We start from the raw sequence: 22,958 nt of genomic DNA, 5'->3' as shown, positions 1-22,958 counted from the left end.
GGCGGCGTCAGAATCCGCGGGTGCGCTTCGCGCCGCGGCGCCCGATCGGGGTCGTCAGGCCCGGCGACTTGATGAACAGCCGGGCGATCTCGTTCCCCAGGTTCACCCCGACGGCGATGGCGAGCGCGAGGGTGACCGCGGTCAGCAGGTTTTCCAGACCGGCGTTCACATTGCCCTGCGCGAAGCCCAGCAGACCGAGGTATACGGCGCTGCCGGGAAGCAGCGGGCCGATGGCGGCGGTGACGTAGGGCAGCGACGAGGTGAACCGGTACCGGGACTGGAGCTGCCCGAAGAGCCCCACCATCCCCGCCCCGACGGCTGTCGCCGCGAACGGCGACAGCCCGGCCGTATCGTGCATCGCCCCGTAGATCAGCCAGGCCACACCGCCATTGAGCGTGGCCGGGATGACGGTGTTGGGTGCCTGCTGGAGCAGCACGCAGAACGTCAGGGACAGCAGCAGCGCGGCACCGAGCTGAACGGCCGGCCGGGTGGCCCGGGCCACGACGTCCGGGTCCAGCCGCACGCCGGAGGTCTCCCCGATGTACAGCACGGCCAGCACCCCGCAGACGATGCCGACGCTGAGGTAGACGACTTCCAGTAGGCGGGCCGACGCGGTGAGGTAATAGCCCGTCAGCCCGTCCTGGACACCCGCGACCAGGGCCCGGCCGGGGATCAGCGCGAACAGCCCGCCGGTGATCATGGCAGCGGCCTGCACCTCCTCCCGCCCGGTGGTGTGGCCCGCCGCCCACGCCACCCCTACCGCCGCGGGCGCCATCGCGGCCGCGACGAACTGGTAGAACTCCGGCAGCCCGCGGCTCGAAGCCAGCCAGGCCAGCCGGTCGCCGACCATGGCCCCGAGGGCGGCGAGCAGGAAGACCTGCCAGCCGCCGCCGACCAGGGTGCTGGCCGCACCCGCGAGCAGCCCGGAGGCGATGGTCAGCTGCCACTTGGTGAACGGGTGGCGGTTGCGGCGTATGGTGGCGAGCCGTCCGTACGCCTCCTCAAGCGTCACCTCGCCCGAGGAGATGTCGTCGACCAGCTGGAAGACCGCCGCGAGCCGCGTGTAGTCCGTACCCCGGCGGCGCACCGTCCGGCTGAGCGAGACCGGGGCGTCCACCAGGGAGGGCTGGTGGGTGACGGAGATCAGCGTGAAGGTGACGGTGGCTTCGCAGCGGTCGAGCCCGTAGGCGTGCGTGACGCCGAACATGGCCGCCTCGACATCCTCCGCGCCCTCGCCCCCGGCCAGGAGCAGCTCGCCGATGCGCAACGTCAGGTCCAGCACCCTGGGCACGGACAGTGCCGATTCGTCCTCCCCCCGCGGCACGTACTCGGGGGACGGCCGCTCGGCCAGCGGAAGCCGCACCATGGTGCGCATGCGGTCCTGCCAGGGGCCCGTGCGAGTCCACGCCAGGACGGGTATGCCCTGGGCCGGGGTGTACTCGCTGTGCGGCTCCGTGCGCGAGGGCACCGTCAGTCCTTCGGGAACGGCGAACTCGGACGTCGGGTGGTCGTTCTCCGAGGACGGCAGCTCAAGCCCCTCGGGAACGGCGAAGCCGGAGGTCGTTTCCTGGTCCGTCGGCTCCTGACCGCCCGGCCGTGCGCTGTCCCCGGCCACGTCTGATCCGCTCCTCACTCCCGGATATCGGGACCGCCCGGACGGGTGCCCCTAACTCGCGAGCATAGATTCATCCGCGGATCGCTGCCCGAAGGACGTCCCCTCCTGGGCGGCGGCCGGGCCGGCAGGCGGAGCCGGCCGTCAGGAGCTGCGTATGGCGTTGGCGAGAATGGCCTCCTTCAGGTAGGCGGCGAAGCCGGGGTGCAGGCCGTCGAGGTTTCGCGTGAAGCGCTCGTCGCCGGTGAACATGTCGGCGAGGCAGGCATGGATCTCGTAGGTGCAGTCGTAGTAGTGCTCGCGGATCTGCTGCCGGTGCTCCTCCGCGAGATCCATGGCCTCCGGGGAGTCCGGCTCGGCACCGGAATCCATCAGGGCGAAGAAGCGCGCGTTGAGGTCGTCCCCTGCGCTCTTGATGCGCTGCCAGTCGTCCTTGGTGTAGGTGGCGGTGCGGCGCTGCGACTCGCGGTACGGGTCGTTCCCGCCCCAGCGTTGCTCGGCCTCCTCCTGATACTCGTCGGGGTCGAAGTCCCCGAATACCTCGAATTTTTCCTCGGGGGTGAGATTGACACCCATCTTCCGTGCCTCCATGGCGCGTTCGACGGCGGCGGCCATCTCGCGCAGCTTGTCGATGCGGTCCGTCAGCAGGTCGTGCTGGCGGCGCAAGTGCTCCCGCGTATCCGTGTGCGGGTCGTCGAGGAGCACGGCGATCGCCTCCAAAGGGAAGTCCAGTCCCCGGTAGAAGAGGATCTGCTGCAATCGGTCCAGGTCGTGATCGGAGTACTTGCGGTGCCCGGCGTGCGTGCGCTCGCTGGGGACGAGCAGTCCGATCGCGTCGTAGTGGTGCAGAGTGCGCACCGTGACCCCGGCGAACCGGGCGACCTGGCCGACCGAGTAGCTCACGTCCGTCTCCTTGCTTTCCGTCGGGACCACGATGTGCCCTCACGTCACGTGAGGTGCAAGAACATGCTCGCGGTCAGGCGTCGCGACGCCGCAGCGTCATGTATCCGCCGTTCAGGGCGGCCAGGCCCCAGGCGGCCAGGACCAGCGCCGCGGGGCCGACGCCATAGGGGTCGGTGTCCTGTGTCATCAGCACCACTCCTGCGGCGGAGGGCAGGAAGTCGCCGGCGGTCTCCAGCCAGTCGATACCGGCTATCTGCGTGAGCTGGGGAACGGCCATCAGCAGCATGATCATTGCGGTGATCGTGCCCGCAGTGCTGCGGAACACGGTGCCGAGGCCGGTCGCCAGCAGGGCCAGCCCGGCGAGGTAGGCCCCGGTGCCGAGTGCCGAGCCCACGGCATCGGCCGTGGTGAAGGAGCCCGTCTCCCCCATGAGCGGGGCCGCGGATGCCGTGCCGATCGCGCTGAGGCACAGACCTGCGGCGCCGAGGACGCCGGTGACGACGGCCGCCTTGCCTATCAGCATCCGCCCGCGCACGGGCACACTGTGCAGTGTCGTCCTGATGGAGCCACTGGCGTACTCACCGGTGACCGCAAGCGTGGCCGTCACGACCACGGCGAGCTGGCCCAGGGTCAGGGCGTCGGCCACGGTGTGGGGCGCGGGCCGCGCGGTGTCGAAGCCGTTCTCGGCGCTCGCCTGTGCGGACACGCCGACGACGGCGGCAACCCCGGCGGTGAGCAGAGCCGCGGCGAACAGGGACCAGGGCGTGGAGCGGACGGTCCACAGCTTGGTCCACTCGAAGGCGAGCGCGCCTTTCATATCCCTTCCCGCTTCCCGTACTCGACGCTGTCGGCGGTCAGCTCCATGTATGCCTCCTCCAAGGTGGCGCGCCGTGGGCTCAGCTCGTGCAGGGGTATGCCGTGCCGGAATGCGAGATCCCCTATCTCCGCCGGAGAGCCGCCGGTCACGATGATTTCCTCCACTTCTTTGGATTCGACGGCCATTCCCGAGTCGAGGAGATGCCGGTGCAGCAGCTCCGCGTGCGGGCTGCGGACCCGGATGGCATTCAGCGAGCTGCGGCCGATCACCTCACCGAGTGGGGCATCCGCTATCAGGCGGCCCCGGCCGAGGACCACGAGATGGTCGGCGGTTTCCTGCATCTCGCTCATGAGATGGCTGGAGAGAAGAACCGTCCTGCCCTCTGCGGCGAGGGTCCGCACGAGATCGCGTATCCAGCGGACCCCGTCGGGGTCGAGGCCGTTGACCGGCTCGTCGAACAGCAGGACCGCCGGATCACCGATGAGGGCGGCGGCGATGCCCAGCCGCTGGCTCATGCCCAGGGAGAAGGACCCGACGCGGTTGCCCGCGACGGCCGTGAGACCGGCCAGCTCCAGGACCTCGGCGACGCGGTCCGCGGCGATCCCGTTGCTGCGGGCGAGGCCGAGCAGGTGGGCGCGGGCCGTCCGGCCGGGATGAGCCGCACGGGCGTCCAGCAGGGCGCCGACCTCCCGCAGTGGGTGGCGGATCGCCGCGTAGGGACGGCCGCCTATGGTGGCCGAGCCCGCGGAGGGCGCGTCGAGGCCGGTGATCATGCGCATGGTGGTCGACTTACCCGCGCCGTTGGGGCCGAGAAAGCCGGTGACTTTACCCGGCGCGATTTCCAGGGAGAGACCGGCCACCGCTGTTTTCTCCCCGTACCTTTTGGTGAGGTCTTGCAGAACAATCACGGTTCGAAGCTACGGCTTCGCGGCGCCGGGAACATCTGGTCGATCGGCAATAAATGACCTTACTTTCGTCAGTAACGGTGGTTCTCCTGCCTTGCTAGCGTGACCGGCATGAGGCATTGGTCCCTTCCGCCGCAGCCACCGGACGGCAGCCCGCTGTTGGCCCTGGCCGCGGCGCTCAGTCTGCTGCCGCTGGTGGACGTGCTCGACCTGGAGACGGCGTCGGTCCCCGCGGTGGTGCTCAGCGTGCTCGCCGGGCGCCGGATGGCGACGCTGCGCCCCGCGCGGTACATCTTCGCCGCGCTGGCCGCGACCGGGCTGCTGGTGTCCCTCGTACAGGGCTCCCTGACGAGCTGGATCGTCGTGCTCCTGGCGCAGTTCTTCACGGTGCTGCTGCCCTGGTGGGCGGGAAGCTGGTGGCGGCAGCGGGCCGAGCTGGTGCGGGCGGGCTGGGAGCGTGCGGAGCGGCTCCAGCGGGAGAAGGCGCTGGCGACCGAGCAGGCGCGGCTGAGGGAGCGTGCCCGGATCGCCCAGGACATGCACGACTCACTGGGACATGAGCTGAGCCTGATGGCGCTCGTGGCCGGCGGTCTGGAGCTGGCGCCTGACCTGGACGAGACCCACCGCGCCGCGGTCGCACAGTTGCGGGCCGGCGCGGTGACCGCGACCGAGCGGCTGCACGAGATCATCGGGCTGCTCGCCGAGGAGCCGGCGCCCGAGGGGGCGGAGGAGGACATCGTGGGGCTGGTGCGGCGCGCCCGGCTCTCGGGGGTCTCCGTGGTGCTGGAGGAGCACGCGGACGGGGCGTCGGACGCGCAGGAGTGGCCCGCGGCCACGCGGCACGCGGCCCGGCGCGTCGTACAGGAGGCGCTGACCAATGCGGTGAGACACGCACCGGGGGCCCTGATATCCGTGCGGGTGCGGAGATCGGCCGACGAGTTGGTAGTGCGCGTGGCGAACGAGGCTCCTGCCACCGCCGCCCGTACGGTACCGTCCCCGCGCGCGGGGACGGGCCTGATCAGCCTGGACGAGCGGGTCCGACTGGCCGGCGGATCGCTGAGTGCGGGACCGTGCGGCGAGGGCTTCGCGGTGGTGGCTCACCTGCCTCGTGTGCCGCCGGTGCCGCCCGCGGAGGACGTGGCGCCCGGCACTCCGCCGCGGGAGGAGGACTCGGACGATCAGCCGACCGACCTCCGGTTGGCGCGGGGGCGGGCCAGGCGGTATCTGCTGCGGGCATCGACGGTGCCGCTCACGGTGGCCGGGGTGTTGGGCGCGACGCTGCTCGGTCTCTACGTGTACACGGTCCAGACCACGTCGCTGGAGCCGACGGACTTCGAGCGGCTGCGATTGGGGCAGCCGCGGGCGGAGTTCGCCGGTGTGCTTCCGCAATCGGTCAGCAATCCCTCGCCGTTGCTGGTGGAGCCGCCGGCACCCGCCGGATCGGACTGCGAGTACTACCGGGCCGACGACAATGTGCTGGATCTGTCGGAAAGCATGTACCGGCTGTGCTTCGACGAAGGCGTTCTGATCGCCAAGGACGCGCTGCGCCGACGATGAGGGGACAGGAGGAGGTTATGGCCGAGGTGCTGCGGGTGCTGATCGCCGATGACGAGGCGATGATCCGGGGCGGAGTGCGGGCGATCCTCGCCTCCGATCCGGGGATCGATGTCGTGGCCGAGGCGGGGGACGGCCGGGAGGCGGTGGAGCTGACCCGGCTGCACCGCCCCGATGTGGCGCTGCTCGACATCCGGATGCCGGGCGCGGACGGGCTGACGGCGCTGGCCACGATCCGGTCGGCGCTGCCCGGCACCGCGGTGATCATCCTGACCACCTTCGGCCAGGACGAGTACATCGCCCGGGCGCTGGACGAGGGGGCCGCCGGGTTCCTGCTGAAGGCGTCGGACCCGCGGGAGTTGATCGCGGGGGTGCACGCAGTGGCGAGCGGCGCCGCCTGCCTGTCCCCGCGGGTCGCCCGCCGGGTCATCGGCGAGCTGAGGGAGGGCGCCGTGTCACGCGGCCGACGCGCGCGGGAGTTGGTGTCCGTGCTCAGCGACCGCGAGCGCGAAGTACTCGGGCTGCTCGGCGCCGGTCTGTCCAACGGGGAGATCGCCGGCCGCCTGCACCTGGTGGAGGGCACCGTCAAGGCGTATGTCAGCGCGGTCCTGAGCCGACTCGCGGTGCGGAACCGGGTGCAGGCGGCGATCATCGCCTACGAGGCCGGGCTGGTGGAGGAGGGAGGCCGGGGATGATGCAGGGCTAGACGCTCAGCCGGTGGTAGCGGCCGAGGGCGAGCGGGAAGAAGACGGCGAGGAGCACGAGGGGCCAGAGGACCGACAAGGCGACGGGGTGGTCGGCGGCCCAGGAGTCGTTGGGCCAGCCGGGGTTGGCGAACAGCTCGCGGACGGCACCGGCCGTGGCGGACATCGGGTTCCAGTCCGCCAGGGCGGCGAGCCAGCCGGGCATGGTCGACGGGGAGGTGATCGCACTGGAGAGGAACGCCACTGGCCAGATGAGGATTTGGACCGCCTGAACCATCTCGGGCCGCCCGGCCACCAGACCGAGGTAGATGCCGACCCACAGCATGGCGAAGCGCAGCAGCAGCAGGAGGCCGATGGCCGCGGCCGCCTCGGCGAGGCTGCCGTGCCAACGCCAGCCGATGAGCCAGCCGGCGCCGAGCATGACCAGCAGGCCGGCGGCCGAGTTGATCATGTCGAGCAGGCTGCGCCCGACCAGTACCGCGGAGGGGGCGATGGGCATGGCACGGAAGCGGTCGAGAATGCCTCGGTTGATGTCCTCCGTGAGGGCGACCATCGTGGATTCCAGGCCGAAGGCCATGGCGAGGACGAGCATGCCGGGAACCAGGAACTCGGAGTAGTCGCCGCCGCCCTCCACCGCCATGCCGCCGCCGATGAAGTAGGTGAACATCACCAGCATCATCACGGGAAACACCAGGCCGACGACGAGCTGGCCGGGCTGGCGGCGCCAGTGGAGGAAGCCGCGGCGCGTCATGGAGGCGGAGTCGGTCAGGAACCGGCGGGTGCGTGAGACCGGGACGATCATCGTGCTCATGCGGCAGTCTCCTGGGGGTGGCCGGTGAGGTGCAGGAAGACCTCGTCGAGGGTGGGGCGGCGCAGGGCGATGTCCTCCGCGTCGATACCGGCGGCCGACAGGGCCCGGACGGTCTCGGCGAGGGCGGCCATGCGGTCGGCGACCGGGGCGCTGATCAGCCGGCGGTCGGCGTCGGTGGCGGGCCGGTCGGCCCCCGTGACCGCGCCGACCACGGCGGCGGCCGCGGCGAGGCGCTCGCCGTCGCGGACGATCACGTCGATGCGGTCGGCGCCGACGAGGGCCTTGAGTTCGTCGGCCGAGCCCTCGGCGATACGCCGTCCGCCGTCGATCACCGAGATGCGGTCGGCGAGTTGGTCGGCCTCCTCCAGGTACTGGGTGGTGAGCAGGACCGTGGTGCCGCCGCCGACCAGCGAACGGACCGCCTGCCACACGTCCGTGCGGCCGCGGGGGTCGAGGCCGGTCGTCGGCTCGTCGAGGAAGAGGATCTCCGGCTGCATGATGAGGCTGGCGGCCAGGTCGAGGCGGCGGCGCATGCCGCCGCTGTACTGGCGGACCGCCTTGCCGCCGGTGTCGGCAAGGCCGAAGCGTTCGAGGAGCTCGCCCGCGCGGCGGGCGGCGCCGCGTCCGCCGAGGTGGTAGAGGCGGCCGAAGAGTTCGAGATTCTGCCGGCCGCTCAACTCCTCGTCCAGTGCCGCGTGCTGACCGAGCAGGCCGATGCGGTACCGGACCTGGTCCGGCCGGGTGGTCACGTCGAAGCCCGCCACCTCGGCACGGCCGCTGTCGGGGCGCAGCAGGGTGGTCAGGACGCGGACCGCGGTCGTCTTACCGGCCCCGTTGGGGCCGAGGACGCCGTGCACCGTTCCGCGCGGGACGGTGAGGTCGAGGCCGTCGAGGGCCTTCTTCCGCCCCTCTCCCCTGCCGAAGGTCTTCCGCAGGTCCCTGACGAGGATCGCGTGTTCCCCGGGCTGAGCGCCGCGGTGCTCGCCCGGGTGGTCGTTGGGCTCTTCGTGGGTGGGCAACCGGTTCCCCTTCCGTTCCGTTCCTTGCGCGTGTGACCGCCGGACTCAGTATTCAAATTTGATTACTGACCCGGGACGGGGAGGATAGCCAGGCGGAGTCCACTAGTCAAACTTGATTACCATAGGCGGTGAGAGACTGCTCAGATCACGGATCTCGGTCAAGGGAAAGGCGAGGGTTCATGTCGGTGACGCGGCTGCTCGTTCTGGGAGCGGTGCGCCAGCACGGGCGGGCGCACGGCTATCAGGTGCGCAACGACCTGGAGTTCTGGGGAGCGCATCAGTGGTCGACCGCCAAGCCCGGCTCGATCTACCACGCGCTCAAGCAGATGGCGAAGCAGAGTCTGCTGATCGCCCACGAAGTCGCGCCCAGTGCGGCCGGGGGCCCGCCGCGCACCGAGTACGAGCTGACGGAGGCCGGCGAGGAGACCTACCTGGAGCTGCTGCGCGGGGCCCTGCGCGCCCACGACGAGCGGATCGACGTGCTGACCAGCGGTGTCGGGTTCATCGTCGATCTGCCGCGGGCGGAGGCGGTGTCCCTGCTCAAGGAGCGCGTCGAGGCGCTCGACGCCTGGCGGGCCGAGGTGCTCGACCACTGGACGCCCCAGTCGACGCCGGCCGAGTGGGGACACATCGGCGAGATCATGCGTCTGTGGGTGCACAACGCGGAGAGCAGCGCGGAGTGGACCAGGGGCCTGATCGAGCGCCTGGAGTCCGGCGCCTACGTGATGGCGGGCGAGGGCGAGCGCAGCGTCGAGGTGCTGCCGGAGGGCATGGCCAACCCGTTCGGCTGAGCCGCAGGCCGGGCGGGCGGGCAGCCGGTCGGGCAGGCGGCACGGCGTCCTGCGCGCGCTCGTTCCGGGCGCCGGGCGCGGCAGCTCGAACGCGGCCCCGCTCGTGCGCTCCGCGCGGACAGCCCCTGCACCGGCGGCCCGCTCCGGACGTCACACGAGCCGGACGTCACACGAGTTGACGGAGGCGGTGGATCAGGTCCCGGGTCCCGGACTCGTCGAGGGCTTCCGCCGCCAGCCGGTCCAGCACCACCTGGTAGGCCGCCACCTCCTCCCGCTTGTCCAGGTACAGCGCGCCGGTCAGCTGCTCCAGGTAGACCAGGTCCGGCAGCTCGCGTTCCGCGAAGCGCAGCAGCGTGAACGCGCCGGACTCCGCGACGTGCCCGCCGCGGACGAACGGCACTACCTGAAGCGTGATGTTGGGGTGCTCGGAGAATTCGAGCAGCGTGCTGAGCTGCCCCTCCATCACGTCGCGCCCGCCGTACGGTCTGCGCAGCGCGGCCTCGTCCAGCACGCAGTGCAGGTGCGGCCCGCTCTCGGAGACCAGCAGCTTCTGCCGCGCCAGCCGCAGCGCGATGCGCCGGTCGACCTCCGTCCGGGACGGCGTGCCCTTGTGGCCGCTCACCACGACCGCGTGCGCGTACTCCTCGGTCTGGAGGAGCCCGTGCACGAACTGCAGTTCATAGGTGCCGATCCGCTCGGCGGCCGCTTCGAGGCCGATGTACGTCTGGAACCAGCTGGGCAGCACGTCGCTGTAGCTGTGCCACCACCCCGCCTGCCCGGAGGAACGGGCGAGGCCGAGCAGCGGCTCGCGCTCGGCCTCGTCGGTCACCCCGTACAGGGTGAGGAGGTCGGCCACATCCCGCGGTTTGAAGCTGACGCGGCCCAGCTCCATTCTGCTGATCTTCGACTCCGAGGCCCGGATCGAATACCCGGCCTCCTCGCGGGTGACCCCGCGCGCCTCGCGCAGCCGTCGCAGCTGCGAGCCGAGCAGGATACGGCGCACCATGGAGCCGCCGGCCTTCTGACCGCCGGTGGCGTTGGTACCCGATCCCCTCGCCATCCGCTGAGTACTCATGCGCTCCCTCGCCCTCCAACTTCTGCCGGTGCGAAGTCTGCCACTTCAGGGCTTCGTTGGGTGTGCGCCCGGTTACAGCCGATCAATTTTTTTCGTGCACGTGCATCTGCCCTTGCATTTGCCGTGAGCCTTGGGAAGCATGAGTTCTACGCGCCGTGCAGCGGCGCGGCAGTACGTCCTCGCCTCGCCCTCCCGGACGGCGGCGGGGGGAACGGGGGTTGTAACTCATGACGTCAGCCCGCCCAGGAGAGCAGTGCCGCCGTCGCATCGCCAGGAGAGCCGCGCCATGGGGACCGAAGGACCGCCCATGCTCGACCTTTTAGGGCATCAGTTCCTCCCGGTCGACATGCGGACACTGTCCGGCACGGCGACGCTCGGGCTGGTGTCGCGGCCCGAGTCGGTCCGGAAGGCACGCGACTTCACGCGCAGCACGCTGCAAGGCTGGCGGCTGCCCGAGCAGTTCGACGCGGTCGCCCTCGTCGTCTCCGAGCTGGTGACGAACGCGCTGCGGCACGGGGTGAGAGCCAGGTCCGCCGACTACGAGCCGACCGCGCCGCCCGCGGTCGAGCTGGAGCTCATGCGATGTTCGCGGCGGCTGATCTGCGCGGTGCGGGACCCCAGCGCGGCGGCCCCCCGGGTCGGTGAGATGGAGGGCGCCGCCGAGTCGGGCCGCGGACTGCACCTCGTCGAGTGCTTCAGCGACAACTGGGGGTGGCGACCGCTGACCGGCACGCGCCACGGCAAGGTGGTCTGGGCGGTCTTCCGCACCGGCTGACCCACGGACAGCACGGATCGGAACGAACGGGGCGCGGCGCGGAATCAGCCGAGCAGGTGGTCGAACTCGCCGTCCTTGACGCCGCGCAGCAGCGCCTCGACCTCGGCTGTCGTGTATACGAGCGCCGGCCCCTCCGGGAACCGGGAATTGCGGACGGCCACGTCCCCGCTGGGCAGTTTGGCGAACTCCGCGCACGTCCCCTGCGAGTTGCTGTGGCTGCTCTTGAACCACACCGCGCCCCGGAGCTTATGTGCGGCGATGCCGTTGTACGCGTCGGGCACTGGTCTCTCCCGGTCGTGCGAGTGGTGCATAGGGAGCCCCACGCACAACCATGAGACTCAACTGTCCCAGATCATAACGTCGTTCAATTGCATATGCACGGGATAATGCACGTGCACGACGCGGCGTCGCCGCACCGTCACGCGTGGTCGAGACCACCAGTGAGACGGTTTGCGCCCCCGCACAGTTCCCGTTCGTCACAGAGCCGGGTCGAGCAGCTCGTCGAACGCGGAGGCGAGCTGCCGCCAAGCGGCGCGCCCCGCCGCGTACTCCGCCTCGCTGAGCAGGCACGATGCGAGCATCGCCCGAATCCCGTGCCGGTCGAGCCCGGGTCCGGTGAACACCAGATGCTGCACGCGGTCGCCGAACTCGGGGTCCCAGTCGATCGCCGCCGCCGCCCGCCGGACCGCGGGCGCCATGCTCCACGCCACGTCCGGCAGCGTGGCCAGCCAGGGGCCGGCGTTCTCGACGCACAGCGCCCCGCCCGCCGCGTCCCAGGACAGGAGCGTGTCCGGCCGGTCGGCCAGCCAGAACCTGCCGCGGCTGCGCGCCGCCGCGCACGTGAGGTCCTCCAGGGCGGCATAGAGCCGTCCGGGGTGGAACGGCCGCCGGTGCCGCCACACCAGCGTTCCGACGCCGCCCTCCTCGGCGTCCTGCGGCAGCAGCGCGCTGGCCGGGTGCTGCCGCTCCGCCGCCGCGGCGACGTCGAACCCGGCCGCGGCGAGCAGCGGGAACGCCGGGTCGGCCACCGAGACCCGTTCGGCGGTGGGGTGGAGCTGTGTCAGCAGCTCCAGGTCACCGGTCGCGAGCGGCTCGTCCCCCTGCACGACGGCCACGACGGTCGCGTATTCGAGCTGCCGCGCCCAGGTGTCCGCGACGGTCCGCTGGTCGGTCGCCGCGGCGGCGAGTCCGCCGTCCGCCAGGTCGTCACCGCAGGACAGGTAGGGCAGGACGAGCGCGGGATCGACGGCCGTCACCACGCCGGCCAGCCGCAGCACGCCCGCCGCGTGCTCGACGACGACCTCGGCCATGGAACGCGGCTCGACGGAGTCCCACAGCTCGACGACGGCGAGTGCGCAGGTCCGCCCGCCGGCCAGCCGCCGCAGCTCGGGCACGAGGTCCTCGCGCAGCGCGCAGCACGCGCAACCGTTCACCAGCGCGGCTTCGGCCGCCTCCCGCACGCCCGAGGCGTCCCGGACGGTGCGGGTCACGGTGCCGCGCACCGCGCCGGTCAGGTCGTGGTGGAGGGCGACGCTGCCCGGCACGGCCCGCAGCAGCCGCTCGACGGCGTCGCGGCGCGCCTCGGCGTGCAGTCCGGCGACCAGAACGACGGGCAGCGCCGACGCGCGCATCAACGCTCCCCCCGCTTGCCGTACCGGCGCTCGAACCGTTCCACGCGCCCCGCGGTGTCCAGCACGCGCGCCGTTCCGGTGTAGAAGGCGTGGCTGGCCGAGGAGATCTCCACGTCGATGACGGGGTACGTCTCGCCGTCCTCCCACTCGATCGTGCGGTCACTGGTCGCGGTCGAACGTGTCAGGAAGGCGAAACCTGCGGCGCGGTCCCGGAAGACGACCGGCCGGTACTCGGGGTGGATGCCGGGCTTCATGGCGGCTCCTTTCCGCAGCGGGGAGGGCGCTCCGGTCGGTCCCGGGCGCCGTCGGCGAGGTACGTGTACCCGGTGGCCGCCAGGGCTGACAGCCGGACGGGGACCGTTCCGCGCCGCTTCGCCACTATACAGAAACGGAAACCATTTTCATTAAGAGGAGGATCACACCGACTCGCGGCCCGGGCAGCCGGGGCGTGCCGCACCGGCGCGGGACGCGGGGTTTCGTGCTCCACTGGGAGCGGAACGAGGGGTGATGCCGATGTCACGGACGGTTCCCAGGGAAGCACGAGGACGGCGGAGGACGCGGGCCCTGGCCGCGTGCGCGCTGCTGGCCGCGCTCGCGGCGGCGGGCGCCGCCGGGTGCCAGGTCGAGGACGAGGGCGAGGGTGAGGACGGCGGCGAGCGCAGCTCCCCGTTCACCGGGCGGCCCGCGGAGCGCGGTGCGCCCGTGCTCGCCGTCAAGATCGACAACGCCCCGCAGGCCAGGCCGCACACCGGGCTCGGCGAGGCGGACCTCGTCTACGTCGAGCAGGTGGAGGCCGGGCTCAGCCGTCTTGTGGCCGTCTACGCGAGCCGGCTGCCCGACCGCGTCGGCCCGGTGCGCAGCGCGCGGGAGTCGGATCTGGAGCTGCTGCGGCAGTTCGGGGAGCCGGCGCTCGCTTACTCGGGGGTGCAGAGCAGGCTGCGGGAGACGGTCGACGACGCGCCGCTGTTCCCCGTGTCGCCGGACGCGGCACCGGACGCGTACCGGCGCGACGAGGCGCGGGCCGCGCCGCACAACCTGTACGTGCGCCCCGCCGCCGTGCTCGACGCGGCGCCCGGCGCGAGCACCGCGGACGACATCGGGTTCACGTTCGGCGCGCCGCCGGAGGAGGGCGGCGAGGAGGCGGCGAGCCACCGCGTGGCCTATCCGAACGCCGCCTTCGACTTCACGTGGTCCGCGGACCGGGAGACGTGGGAGGTCGCGATGGACGGCACCCCGGCGCCCGGCGTGGCCCCGGCGACCGTCGTCGTGCAGGAGGTCACCGTCCGGGAGTCCGAGTATCACGACTACCTGGGCAACTTCACGCCCTACACGGAGACGGTCGGCTCGGGCGAGGCGGTGGTGCTGCGCGACGGGCGCGCGTTCGCCGCGGAGTGGGAGCGGCCGAGCGAGCGTTCCGGCACGGAGTTCACGACGCCGGACGGGAGTCCGCTGAACTTCGCGCCCGGCCAGGTGTGGGTGGTGTACGCGCAAGCCTGACGAGAGCGGGCGTCAGCGCGAGGCTGACCAGCAGCGAGGCCGCCGCCATCACGCCCATCGCCGCGCCGGGCGGCAGCCACTGCGCCACGGCCCCGGCCAGCGTGGCCCCGACGGCCTGCATGGTCATCGTGCCCGCGGACTGGAGGCCGAGCGCCTGCCCGCGCACGTGTCCGGGCGTGCGCGCGATCAGCTGTTCCTGGAGCAGCAGGGAGGCGCTGTAGCCGGTGCAGGCGATCAGCGCGGCCGCGGCGGCGAGCGGGAGCGGCAGCCGCAGCGCCGCCGGGAGGGCGAAGAGGAGGAACGGAACGGCCAGCAGCAGCCGCAGCGGCGTGATCAGCCGCGGGCGCCAGGCCGCGGGCACGAACCGGCCCATCGCCGCGTCCCCGATCAGCATGCCGAGCGCGGCGGCGACGAACAGGACGCCCGCCGCGTCCGGCGCGTACGGCACGAACAGCGCCTCGCAGCCGACAATCAGCCCGTTGGGCACCCACAGCGCGACGTAGAGGGACCGGCGCGCGGGGCAGGACATGAGGTGGCGGTTGACGCGCCAGGTCTCACGGACCGAGGCCCTGCCGGTGCCGGCCGGCGGCCGGTCGGCGAGGCCGAGGCGCGTGACGAGGGCCGAGAACGCGAAGAGGGCCGCGGAGATCAGCAGCGCCCCGCGGGCGGAGGCGAACGCGATGAGCAGGCCGCCCACCGCGAATCCGCCGATCTGGGTCAGGCCGCTCGCCATGGCGAAGACGGAACGGCCCAGCACGTAGCCGCCCTCCGGCAGCATCCGCAGCAGCAGGCCCCAGCGCAGGCCGCCGGTGACGGAGGTAACCAGGCCGGTGCCGAGGATGACAAGCAGCGTCGCCCAGACCGGCAGCCCGGGGACGGCGAGCAGCAGCGCCCCGCCCCCGAACAGCAGCGGGGCGGCGGTCAGCACGGCGCGCGGCCGGAGCCGGTCGGCGGCGGACATCAGCAGGGTGGCGCCCGCGACCTGCGAGAACGAGGCGCCGAACATGCTGACCGCGGAGAGCAGCGGTGAGCCGGTCGACTCGTATACGAGGGTGCCGAGCGCGAGCCCCTCGACGGTGCCGGCGGCGATCTGGACGCCGGTCGCGGTGAAGAGGGGCGTGAATCCCGGCACCCGGAACAGTTCGCGGTAGGTCTGCATGCCGGGCAGTCTCGGAGCGCGGCGGCGGGAGGCGGTACGTTTTCGCCGGGAGGCGAAACTTCACGATGGGCGTGTGGCTGGTGGGGGCGGATGTGCTGGCGCGGAGCCGGTTCGCGGTCTCCGCGCTCTCCGAGACCCTCGCGACGCTGCTGACGCTGGCGGGCGCGGGCGCCCAGCCGGGCCATGAACGGCGGCTCGCCGCGCACCGCGCGGCGTTCGGGGCGCTGCTGGCGCGGGAGCCGTTCGCCGCGCAGTTCGTGGCGCAGGCGCTGCGCCCGCGCTGGCTGCCGGACTTCCTCGTCGTCCCGCCGCTGCCGGGGGACGTGACGTTCCACGACGAGCTGCGGCGGCTGCGGGCGACGCCGCCGGCGGTCGTGCACGCCGATCTGGCCGAGGGGCGGCGCAGGAACGGGGGACGGCGGGCCGCCGCCGTCCGCCTGGGACGTGCCGGACCCGGCGGGGCGCGCCGCGGACCTGCTGGAGTGGGTGTGGGAGCGCGCGGTGCGCGCGGACTGGCCGCGGCACCGGCGGCTGTTCGAGGCGGACATCGTCTCCAGGACGCAGGCGCTGAGCGCGGGCGGCTGGGCGGCGGCGCTTGGCGGCCTGCGCCCGGGGATGCGCTGGCTGGGCGACGGGCGGTTGCGGATCAACGCGTACGCGTACCCGCCGCGCGATCTGGCGGCGGCGCAGCTCCTCTTCATCCCGACGACGAGCCCGCGGGGCTGGGTCGGCTGGGAGGAGCCGCACCGGTACGCGATCGTCTACCCGTGCGCTGGGCTGCTCGCGGAGCGCGCGCCCGCCGCCGCGCCGCCCGATGCGCTGGGGAGGCTGATCGGCCCGGCGCGCGCGACGCTTCTCGCGGCGCTCGCCGCGCCGCGCAGTACGACGCACCTCGTCGCGCTCACCGGTTTCGCGCTGGGCTCGGTGGGGGGCCATCTGCGGGTGCTGCGGGACGCGGGCCTGGTCAGCCGCCGCAGGTCCGGCCGTTCCGTGCTGTATTACCGCACCGCGCTGGGCGACGGGCTGGCCGGAGCCGAGGCCGGGACCGAGGCCGGGGCCGGGGCCGGGGCCGGGACCGAGGCCGGGCCGTCGCCGCCCTGAGTGTCGGTTGACTTAAAGTATTGTTGAAGTTCTAGGCTTCCGGTCATGAGCATGGAGATGACCGCATGGAACGCCCTCTACAACGCCAGACACGCCAAGGACGATCAACGGCCGTTCTCCCGGGAGACCTTCCGGCGCATCGCCGGGTTCGCGCGCCCTCACCGGGGGGCGCTCGTGTGGTTCCTCGTGCTGAGCGTCGGCTCGGCGCTGCTCGCCGTGGCCACCCCGGTGCTCGCCGGCCGCGTCGTCAACGCCATCACCGACGGCGCGGCGGAGCGCACGGTCGTCTCGCTCGCCCTGCTGATCGCCGGCATCGCCATCGCCGAGGCGGGCGTCGGTCTGCTCGCCCGCTGGCTCTCGGCCCGCATCGGCGAGGGGCTGATCCTCGACCTGCGCACCGCGGTCTACGACCACGTGCAGAAGATGCCGATCGCGTTCTTCACCAGGACCAGGACCGGCGCCCTGGTCAGCCGCCTCAACTCGGACGTGATCGGGGCGCAGCGCGCGTTCAGCGGCACGCTCTCCGGCGTGCTCGGCAATGTGGTGATGCTGGTGCTCACGTTCGGCGTGATGCTCAGCATCAGCTGGCAGATCACGCTGCTCGCGCTGCTGCTGCTGCCGGTGTTCGTGCTGCCCGCCCGCCGCATGGGCGCGCGGCTGGCCCGGCTGTCGCGCGAGGCGGCCAACCACAACGCGGTGATGTCCACGCAGATGACGGAACGCTTCTCGGCGCCGGGCGCCACGCTGGTGAAGCTGTACGGGCGGCCGGCGGAGGAGTCCGCGGAGTTCGCCGCCCGCGCCGGGCGGGTGCGGGACATCGGCATCAGGACCGCGATGCTCCAGATGGTGTTCGTCACCGCGCTGACCCTGGTCTCCGCGCTCGCCCTCGCCCTGGTGTACGGCCTGGGCGGCTGGTACGCGCTGCGCGGCGGCCTCGACTCGGGCGCGGTGGTGGCGCTGGCCATGCTGCTCACCCGGCTGTACGCGCCGCTGACCGCGCTGGCCAGCGCGCGGGTCGAGGTGATGAGCGCCCTGGTCAGCTTCCAGCGGGTCTTCGAGGTGCTGGACCTGAAGCCGCTGATCGAGGAGCGGGCCGACGCCAGGCCGGTGCCGCCGGGGCCGGTGTCCGTCGAGTTCGACGCGGTGGACTTCGCCTACCCGGCGGCCGACCGGGTCTCGCTGGCGTCCCTGGAAGAGGTCGCCACGCTGGACACGCGCGGCGGCGAGCAGGTGCTGCACGGGGTGTCGTTCCGCGCGGAGCCGGGGCAGCTGATCGCCCTGGTCGGCTCCTCGGGCGCGGGCAAGTCCACCATCGCTCAGCTGACGCCGCGGCTGTACGACGCCGACCGCGGCGCGGTCCGCATCGGCGGCGTGGACGTGCGCGACCTCACCGCGGAGTCGCTGCGCGGCACACTGGGCATGGTCACCCAGGACGGCCACCTCTTCCACGACACGATCCGCGCGAACCTGCTCCTCGTCCGCCCCGACGCGGCCGAGCGGGAGCTGTGGGACGCGCTGCGCAGGGCGCGGCTCGACACGCTGATCGCCGCGCTGCCCGACGGCCTGGACACGGTGGTGGGCGAGCGCGGCTACCGGCTCTCGGGCGGTGAACGGCAGCGGCTGACGATCGCCCGGCTGCTGCTGGCCCGGCCGCGGGTGGTGATCCTGGACGAGGCGACCGCGCACCTGGACGCCACCTCGGAGGCGGCGGTGCAGGAGGCGCTGGCCGAGGCGCTCGCGGGGCGCACCTCGGTGGTCATCGCGCACCGGCTCTCCACGGTGCGGGCGGCGGACCTGATCCTGGTGGTCGAGGGCGGGCGCATCGTCGAACGCGGCACGCACGACGAGCTGTTGGCGGCCGACGGCCGGTACGGGGAGCTGTACCGCACGCAGTTCGAGACGCATGTCGAGGAACGGGTGACGGCGGGGGTTCCGGCGAGGGTAACGGCTGGGGCCCCGGCGGGCGGGGAGCCCGTCGGCTGACGGTTCGTCGGGCGGGTCTCCCCCGGTCGGCGCACTTCAGCGGGCGGCGCCTCCGCAGCGCACACAACATGATCATATGACCCTCAGCCTTGATCATCTTCGCCGCTGCGCCGTGGCCGCGGACCTCGGCGCCGCCCGCACCCGCGTCTACGCCAAACAGCACGGACTGATCGTCGACGAACCCTCCGTCGTCGCCATGAACACCAAGACCGGAGCACTCATCGCCGTCGGCGCCCCCGCCGAGCGGATGGCCGGGCGCACCCCGGCCAACATCCGCGTCATCCGGCCCGTCAACGGGGGCACCGTCGTCGATATCGAGATGGCGCAGCGCATGCTGCGCGCCATGGTCGGCGCCAAGCTGCGCCGCACCTGGCGCCTGCGCCCGCTGCTGCGCGCCGCCGTGTGCATCCCGCACGACGCCGACCCGCTCGCCAGGCGGGCGGCGCTGGAGACCCTCGTCGGGCTCGGCGCCCGCCGCGTGGAACTGGTGGACAGCCTGATCACCGCGGGCATCGGCTGCGGCCTGCCCGTCGAGGAGCCGGAGGCCACGCTGATCGTGCAGGTCGGTGCCGCCACCACGGAGATCGCGGTGCTGTCGCTCGGCTCCATCGTCGCCGCCGACAAGGTCCCCATGGGCGGCGAGACGATCGACCGCGCGCTGGTCCAGCACCTGCGCAACCAGCACGAACTGCTGCTGCCCAGCCAGGCCGTCCGCCCGCTGCACGCGGCGCTGGCCGGCCCGTTCCCGCGGGTCACCGAGGTCTCCGGGCGCGATGTCGCCACCGGCCTCGCCCGCACCGTCAAGGTCGACCCTGAGGAGCTGCGGGCCGCGGTGCAGCCGCCGCTGACCGGGCTGCTCGACACGATCCGCGCGGTGCTGCACCGCTGCCCGCCCGACCTGGTCGCCGACCTCGCGGAACGCGGCGTGACGCTGACCGGCGGCGCCGCGCGCCTCCCCGGCCTTGACACCGCGATCCGCGGCAACACCGGCATGCCCGTCAACGTGGCCGAGGAGCCGGGGCTGTGCGCCGTGCAGGGCCTGGGCGCCCTCATCGAGGGCAAGGTCAGGCCGCTCGGGCGGCCGGGCCCGCGCGGCGGCCGCGGCGCCGGCTTCCGGCAGCGGCGGCGCGCGCAGGCGCAGGGCGCCGCGGAACGGACGGCGGAACTTCCGGCGCCGGCGGCCGAAGCGGCGCGCGCGGCCGGCCCCGGGGCCGAACGCACGGACGGACCCGAAGCCGAACGCACGGAAGGGCGCGCGGACGAACGCGAGGCCGCCAGGTCCTGACCGCGCGCCCCGCGCGTACGATGCGCGGCCATGAACGCAGCCGCTGAAGGCCCGGGACCGCGCCGCGGTCCCGGCCGCCCGCCGTGGCCGGTGCTGGCGGCCGTCGCGCTCGGCGGCGGCCTCGGCGCCGCCGGGCGCTACGGCGCCGGCCGCCTGTGGCCGGTGCCGCCGCACGGGTTCCCCTGGACCACGTTCGGGGTGAACGCGCTGGGGTGCGCGCTGATCGGCGTGCTGATGGTCGTGGTCACCGAGGCGCGCACGGCGCACCCGCTGGTGCGCCCGTTCCTCGGCACGGGCGTACTCGGCGGGTTCACCACCTTCTCCACCTACGCCCTGGACGTCGAACGCCTGATGAGCGACGGGCACCCGCGCCCGGCGCTCGCCTACCTGATCCTGACCCCGGCGGCGGCGCTGACGGCGGTGTGGCTCGCCGCGGCGGCGACCCGCCGCCTGACCGTGCGGAGGGCCCGATGAAGACGGAACCGGCGCTGCGGCTGACCGTGGTCGTCACCGAGACCGACGTGTGGCGGCACCGGCCGGTGTACAGCGAGATCGTGCGCCGGGCGCACGACGCGGGCCTGGCCGGGGCCAGCGTGTTCCGCGGGATCGAGGGCTTCGGCGCCTCCTCGACGATCCACACCGAACGCATGCTCTCGCTCAGCGAGGAACTGCCGGTCGCCGTCGTGATGGTCGACGCCCCCGAGCGGGTCCGCGCGTTCCTGCCGCGGCTCACCGGACTGGTGGACGCGGGGCTCGTCACCCTGGAGGACACCGAGGTGATCCACGCGTGAACTGGCTGCTGGTCGTCGTGGGCGGCGCCGTCGGCGCGCCGCTGCGCTACCTGACCGACCGCGCGGTGCAGGCGCGGCACGACACGGTCTTCCCGTGGGGGACGTTCGCCGTCAACGTGGCGGGCTGCGCGCTGATCGGCCTGCTCACCGGGGCGGCCACCGCGCTGGGGCTGCTGCTCGGCACCGGCCTGTGCGGCGCGCTGACGACGTACTCGACGTTCTCGTGGGAGACGCTGCGGCTGGTCGGGACGGGTGCGCGGCTGCCCGCCGCGGCGAACGTCGCCGGCAGCGTGCTGGCCGGCCTCGCCGCGGTGTTCGCGGGCGCGGCCGTCGCCGAGGCGTGGTGGGCGGCGCCCTGACCCGGCCCGGCGCGGCGGGAAGACCGGGCGGGCGCGGCAGGCGGGGGGCGGCAGGGGACAATGGGCAGCGACCACCGTGAGAGCGCGAAAGAAGGCGTGAGGGTTCATGACCACGCACTACGACGTCGTCGTCCTGGGCGCGGGCCCGGGGGGCTACACCGCGGCGGTCCGCGCCAGCCAGCTGGGGCTGCGGACCGCGGTCGTCGAGGAGAAGTACTGGGGCGGTGTGTGCCTGAACGTCGGGTGCATCCCGTCCAAGGCACTGCTGCGCAACGCCGAGTTGGCGCACCTGTTCACGCACGAGGCGAAGACCTTCGGCATCCGCGCCGAGGGCGCCGTCACCTTCGACTACGGCGCGGCGTTCCAGCGCAGCCGCAAGGTGGCGGAGGGCCGCGTCAGCGGCGTGCACTACCTGATGAAGAAGAACGGCATCACGGAGTACGACGGGCGCGGCACGTTCACCGACGCCCGCACCCTCCAGGTGGCGCTCAGCTCGGGCGGCACCGAGACCGTGACGTTCGACCACTGCGTCATCGCCGCGGGCGCGACGACCAAGCTGCTGCCCGGTACGTCCCTCAGCGAACGCGTCGTCACCTACGAGGAGCAGATCCTCACCGAGGAGCTGCCCGGCAGCGTCGTCATCGCCGGCGCGGGTGCGATCGGCGTCGAGTTCGCCTACGTCCTGCACAACTACGGCGTCAAGGTGACGATCGTCGAGTTCCTCGACCGGCTGGTGCCGCTGGAGGACGCCGAGGTCTCCAAGGAGCTGGCCCGCCAGTACCGCAAGCTCGGCATCCAGGTCCTCACCTCCACCCGCGTCGACGCCATCGACGACTCCGACCCGAGCTCCCCGGTGCGCGTCACCGTGACGAACGGCAAGGGCGAACAGCAGGTGCTGGAGACCGACAAGGTGCTCCAGGCGATCGGCTTCGCGCCGCGCGTGGAGGGCTACGGCCTGGAGAACACGGGCGTGGCCCTGACCGAGCGGAAGGCGATCGACATCGACGGCCGCTGCCGCACCAGCGTTCCGCACATCTTCGCCATCGGCGACGTGACGGCGAAGCTCATGCTGGCGCACGCGGCCGAGTCCATGGGCATCGTCGCGGCCGAGACGATCGGCGGCGCGGAGACGATGGAGCTGGACTACCCGATGATCCCGCGGGCCACCTACTGCCAGCCGCAGATCGCCAGCTTCGGCTTCACGGAGGAGCAGGCCAAGGAGCGCGGCTTCGACGTGAAGACGGTGAAGTTCCCGTTCACGGCGAACGGCAAGGCGCACGGCCTCGGTCAGCCCTCCGGCTTCGTCAAGATCATCAGCGACAACACGCACGGCGAGCTGATCGGCGCGCACCTGATCGGCCCCGAGGTGACGGAGCTGCTGCCGGAGCTGACCCTGGCCCAGCAGTGGGACCTCACGGTGCACGAGGTCGCCCGGAACGTCCACGCCCACCCGACGCTGGGCGAAGCCGTGAAGGAGGCGATCCACGGCCTGGCCGGGCACATGATCAACATGTGACACCGGCCCGGCGTCGCCTCGAACGGCCCGCCCCCGACCAGCGCGCGGGCGGGCCGTCACGGTCGTTGTCGGTCGTTGCGGTCGTTGTCGGTCGCCCTGGTCCGTCGTCGCACGGCCCAGGGACGGCACTCGGCCCGGCGGTCATGGACGTGATGGCCGGGCCGAGCGCCGCGTGCACCGCGTTCCGTGTCCGGCCGAGGGTGCGCGCGAGCATGTGCGTGCGGGTGCGCACGGCGCGGCGCGGTGGCCTACCGGAGGAGCCACGCGTGCTCGTGCCGGGAGGACAGGGTCGCCGGGTCATCAGGCCCCAGGACACGCGCCCGGTCGGCCGCGACCTCGCCCATCAAACGCGCCCCCTCCGCACGCTCCCCCGCCTCCCCGACCAGCCACGCGTGGTCGTGACGGGACAGCAGCGTCTGGCTGTGATCGGACCCGAGCACCCGCTCGTAGTCGGCCGCCAACTCCGCCATCAACCGCGCGGCCTCCGCACGCCGCCCCAGCTTGTAAGCGTTCCAGGACTCGATGTGGCGGTAACGAAGGGTCTTCCAGTCGTCCGCCCCGAAGACACGCGCCCGGTCGGCGATCAACTCCGCCATCAGACCCGCCGCCTCCTCCCGCCGCCCCGCCTCCGCGACATCCCACACATACTCATCACGAGACGACAAGGTCT

General features: G+C 72.6%; 23 protein-coding genes and 1 pseudogene. 12 read left to right on the top strand and 12 right to left on the bottom strand.

Annotation, left to right across the window (positions count from 1 at the left end):
• Positions 1-7: 7 nt before the first annotated feature.
• The 4 genes from RM779_RS30350 to RM779_RS30335 form a co-directional block, all read right to left on the bottom strand.
• Positions 8-1,615 carry a threonine/serine exporter family protein gene (locus RM779_RS30350; protein WP_311621003.1) on the bottom strand — a complete coding sequence of 536 codons (1,608 nt, stop codon included), beginning with the start codon at positions 1,613-1,615 and terminating at the stop codon, positions 8-10.
• Positions 1,616-1,756: 141 nt separating this feature from the next.
• Positions 1,757-2,515: a MerR family transcriptional regulator gene (locus tag RM779_RS30345; RefSeq protein ID WP_311621002.1), complete on the bottom strand. Its 759-nt coding sequence runs from the start codon at positions 2,513-2,515 to the stop codon at positions 1,757-1,759.
• 73 nt (positions 2,516-2,588) lie between these two features.
• Positions 2,589-3,332 carry an ABC transporter gene (locus tag RM779_RS30340; RefSeq protein ID WP_311621001.1) on the bottom strand — a complete coding sequence of 248 codons (744 nt, stop codon included), beginning with the start codon at positions 3,330-3,332 and terminating at the stop codon, positions 2,589-2,591.
• A complete protein-coding gene (locus RM779_RS30335) occupies positions 3,329-4,240 on the bottom strand; it encodes an ABC transporter ATP-binding protein (protein WP_311621000.1) in 912 nt (303 codons plus the stop codon). Before RM779_RS30335 ends, RM779_RS30340 begins: the two co-directional genes overlap by 4 nt.
• A 108-nt stretch (positions 4,241-4,348) precedes the next feature.
• On the opposite strand from RM779_RS30335, the gene RM779_RS30330 reads away from it, so the two are divergent.
• Together RM779_RS30330 and RM779_RS30325 are read left to right on the top strand one after the other, a co-directional pair.
• A complete protein-coding gene (locus RM779_RS30330; protein WP_311620999.1) occupies positions 4,349-5,794 on the top strand; it encodes a sensor histidine kinase in 1,446 nt (481 codons plus the stop codon).
• A 17-nt stretch (positions 5,795-5,811) separates the two neighbouring features.
• Positions 5,812-6,486: a response regulator gene (locus RM779_RS30325; protein WP_449657316.1), complete on the top strand. Its 675-nt coding sequence runs from the start codon at positions 5,812-5,814 to the stop codon at positions 6,484-6,486.
• 7 nt (positions 6,487-6,493) lie between these two features.
• Here the strand turns inward: RM779_RS30325 and RM779_RS30320 are convergent, their stop codons facing one another.
• Positions 6,494-7,306 carry an ABC transporter permease gene (locus RM779_RS30320; protein ID WP_311620998.1) on the bottom strand — a complete coding sequence of 271 codons (813 nt, stop codon included), beginning with the start codon at positions 7,304-7,306 and terminating at the stop codon, positions 6,494-6,496.
• Positions 7,303-8,256: an ATP-binding cassette domain-containing protein gene (locus RM779_RS30315; RefSeq protein WP_311621070.1), complete on the bottom strand. Its 954-nt coding sequence runs from the start codon at positions 8,254-8,256 to the stop codon at positions 7,303-7,305. The genes RM779_RS30320 and RM779_RS30315 overlap by 4 nt, the downstream gene beginning before the upstream one ends.
• A 248-nt stretch (positions 8,257-8,504) precedes the next feature.
• Here RM779_RS30315 and RM779_RS30310 point away from each other — a divergent pair, with 248 nt between their 5' ends.
• A complete protein-coding gene (locus RM779_RS30310; protein WP_077059785.1) occupies positions 8,505-9,116 on the top strand; it encodes a PadR family transcriptional regulator in 612 nt (203 codons plus the stop codon).
• A gap of 166 nt (positions 9,117-9,282) precedes the next feature.
• Here the strand turns inward: RM779_RS30310 and RM779_RS30305 are convergent, their stop codons facing one another.
• Positions 9,283-10,122 carry a helix-turn-helix domain-containing protein gene (locus RM779_RS30305; RefSeq protein WP_311621069.1) on the bottom strand — a complete coding sequence of 280 codons (840 nt, stop codon included), beginning with the start codon at positions 10,120-10,122 and terminating at the stop codon, positions 9,283-9,285.
• A 355-nt stretch (positions 10,123-10,477) separates the two neighbouring features.
• Here RM779_RS30305 and RM779_RS30300 point away from each other — a divergent pair, with 355 nt between their 5' ends.
• Positions 10,478-10,966 (top strand): ATP-binding protein, encoded by a 489-nt coding sequence (locus RM779_RS30300; RefSeq protein WP_311620997.1) that lies wholly within the window; start codon positions 10,478-10,480, stop codon positions 10,964-10,966.
• Positions 10,967-11,010: 44 nt separating this feature from the next.
• On the opposite strand, the gene RM779_RS30295 is transcribed toward RM779_RS30300, so the two are convergent.
• The 3 genes from RM779_RS30295 to RM779_RS30285 form a co-directional block, all read right to left on the bottom strand.
• Complete coding sequence (locus RM779_RS30295) at positions 11,011-11,277, bottom strand: DUF397 domain-containing protein (RefSeq protein WP_077059788.1); 267 nt, start codon at positions 11,275-11,277, stop codon at positions 11,011-11,013.
• Positions 11,278-11,442: 165 nt separating this feature from the next.
• Positions 11,443-12,597 (bottom strand): CobW family GTP-binding protein, encoded by a 1,155-nt coding sequence (locus tag RM779_RS30290; RefSeq protein ID WP_311620996.1) that lies wholly within the window; start codon positions 12,595-12,597, stop codon positions 11,443-11,445.
• The gene (locus RM779_RS30285) at positions 12,597-12,851 is read right to left on the bottom strand and encodes a type B 50S ribosomal protein L31 (RefSeq protein ID WP_077063345.1); all 255 of its coding nucleotides are present in this window, start codon (positions 12,849-12,851) and stop codon (positions 12,597-12,599) included. The genes RM779_RS30290 and RM779_RS30285 overlap by 1 nt, the downstream gene beginning before the upstream one ends.
• 253 nt (positions 12,852-13,104) lie before the next feature.
• Between RM779_RS30285 and RM779_RS30280 the strand changes: the two genes are divergently transcribed.
• On the top strand, positions 13,105-14,094 hold the full coding sequence (locus tag RM779_RS30280; protein ID WP_394813425.1) for a DUF3048 domain-containing protein: 990 nt from the start codon (positions 13,105-13,107) through the stop codon (positions 14,092-14,094).
• Here the strand turns inward: RM779_RS30280 and RM779_RS30275 are convergent.
• Positions 14,024-15,253 (bottom strand): MFS transporter, encoded by a 1,230-nt coding sequence (locus RM779_RS30275; RefSeq protein ID WP_311620994.1) that lies wholly within the window; start codon positions 15,251-15,253, stop codon positions 14,024-14,026. The genes RM779_RS30280 and RM779_RS30275 overlap by 71 nt on opposite strands.
• A 444-nt stretch (positions 15,254-15,697) precedes the next feature.
• Here RM779_RS30275 and RM779_RS33810 point away from each other — a divergent pair, with 444 nt between their 5' ends.
• The 7 genes and pseudogenes from RM779_RS33810 to lpdA all read left to right on the top strand — a co-directional run bounded on the left by RM779_RS33810 (position 15,698) and on the right by lpdA (position 22,288).
• Positions 15,698-16,354, top strand: a complete 657-nt coding sequence (locus tag RM779_RS33810; protein WP_394813424.1) for an ArsR/SmtB family transcription factor — start codon at positions 15,698-15,700, stop codon at positions 16,352-16,354.
• Positions 16,355-16,399: 45 nt separating this feature from the next.
• A complete protein-coding gene (locus RM779_RS30265; protein ID WP_311620993.1) occupies positions 16,400-18,337 on the top strand; it encodes an ABC transporter ATP-binding protein in 1,938 nt (645 codons plus the stop codon).
• A gap of 76 nt (positions 18,338-18,413) precedes the next feature.
• A pseudogene (locus RM779_RS30260) lies at positions 18,414-19,412 on the top strand (rod shape-determining protein); the annotation flags it as partial.
• Between the two features lie 240 nt (positions 19,413-19,652).
• The gene (crcB, locus tag RM779_RS30255) at positions 19,653-20,096 is read left to right on the top strand and encodes a fluoride efflux transporter CrcB (RefSeq protein WP_077059794.1); all 444 of its coding nucleotides are present in this window, start codon (positions 19,653-19,655) and stop codon (positions 20,094-20,096) included.
• Positions 20,093-20,413: a DUF190 domain-containing protein gene (locus RM779_RS30250; protein WP_311620992.1), complete on the top strand. Its 321-nt coding sequence runs from the start codon at positions 20,093-20,095 to the stop codon at positions 20,411-20,413. The genes crcB and RM779_RS30250 overlap by 4 nt, the downstream gene beginning before the upstream one ends.
• On the top strand, positions 20,410-20,772 hold the full coding sequence (locus tag RM779_RS30245) for a fluoride efflux transporter FluC (protein ID WP_311620991.1): 363 nt from the start codon (positions 20,410-20,412) through the stop codon (positions 20,770-20,772). Before RM779_RS30250 ends, RM779_RS30245 begins: the two co-directional genes overlap by 4 nt.
• Positions 20,773-20,878: 106 nt before the next feature.
• Complete coding sequence (gene lpdA / locus RM779_RS30240; RefSeq protein ID WP_311620990.1) at positions 20,879-22,288, top strand: dihydrolipoyl dehydrogenase; 1,410 nt, start codon at positions 20,879-20,881, stop codon at positions 22,286-22,288.
• Positions 22,289-22,536: 248 nt separating this feature from the next.
• Here the strand turns inward: lpdA and RM779_RS30235 are convergent.
• Positions 22,537-22,958: tetratricopeptide repeat protein (locus RM779_RS30235; protein WP_311620989.1), on the bottom strand; the 422-nt coding region annotated here is incomplete at its 5' end.

The sequence above is a fragment of the Streptomyces johnsoniae genome (assembly GCF_031845565.1).
GTDB classification, from domain to species: domain Bacteria; phylum Actinomycetota; class Actinomycetes; order Streptomycetales; family Streptomycetaceae; genus Streptomyces; species Streptomyces johnsoniae.
Note: the sequence above shows the minus strand (reverse complement) of the source record. Positions and strands in the feature narration are given on the sequence as shown.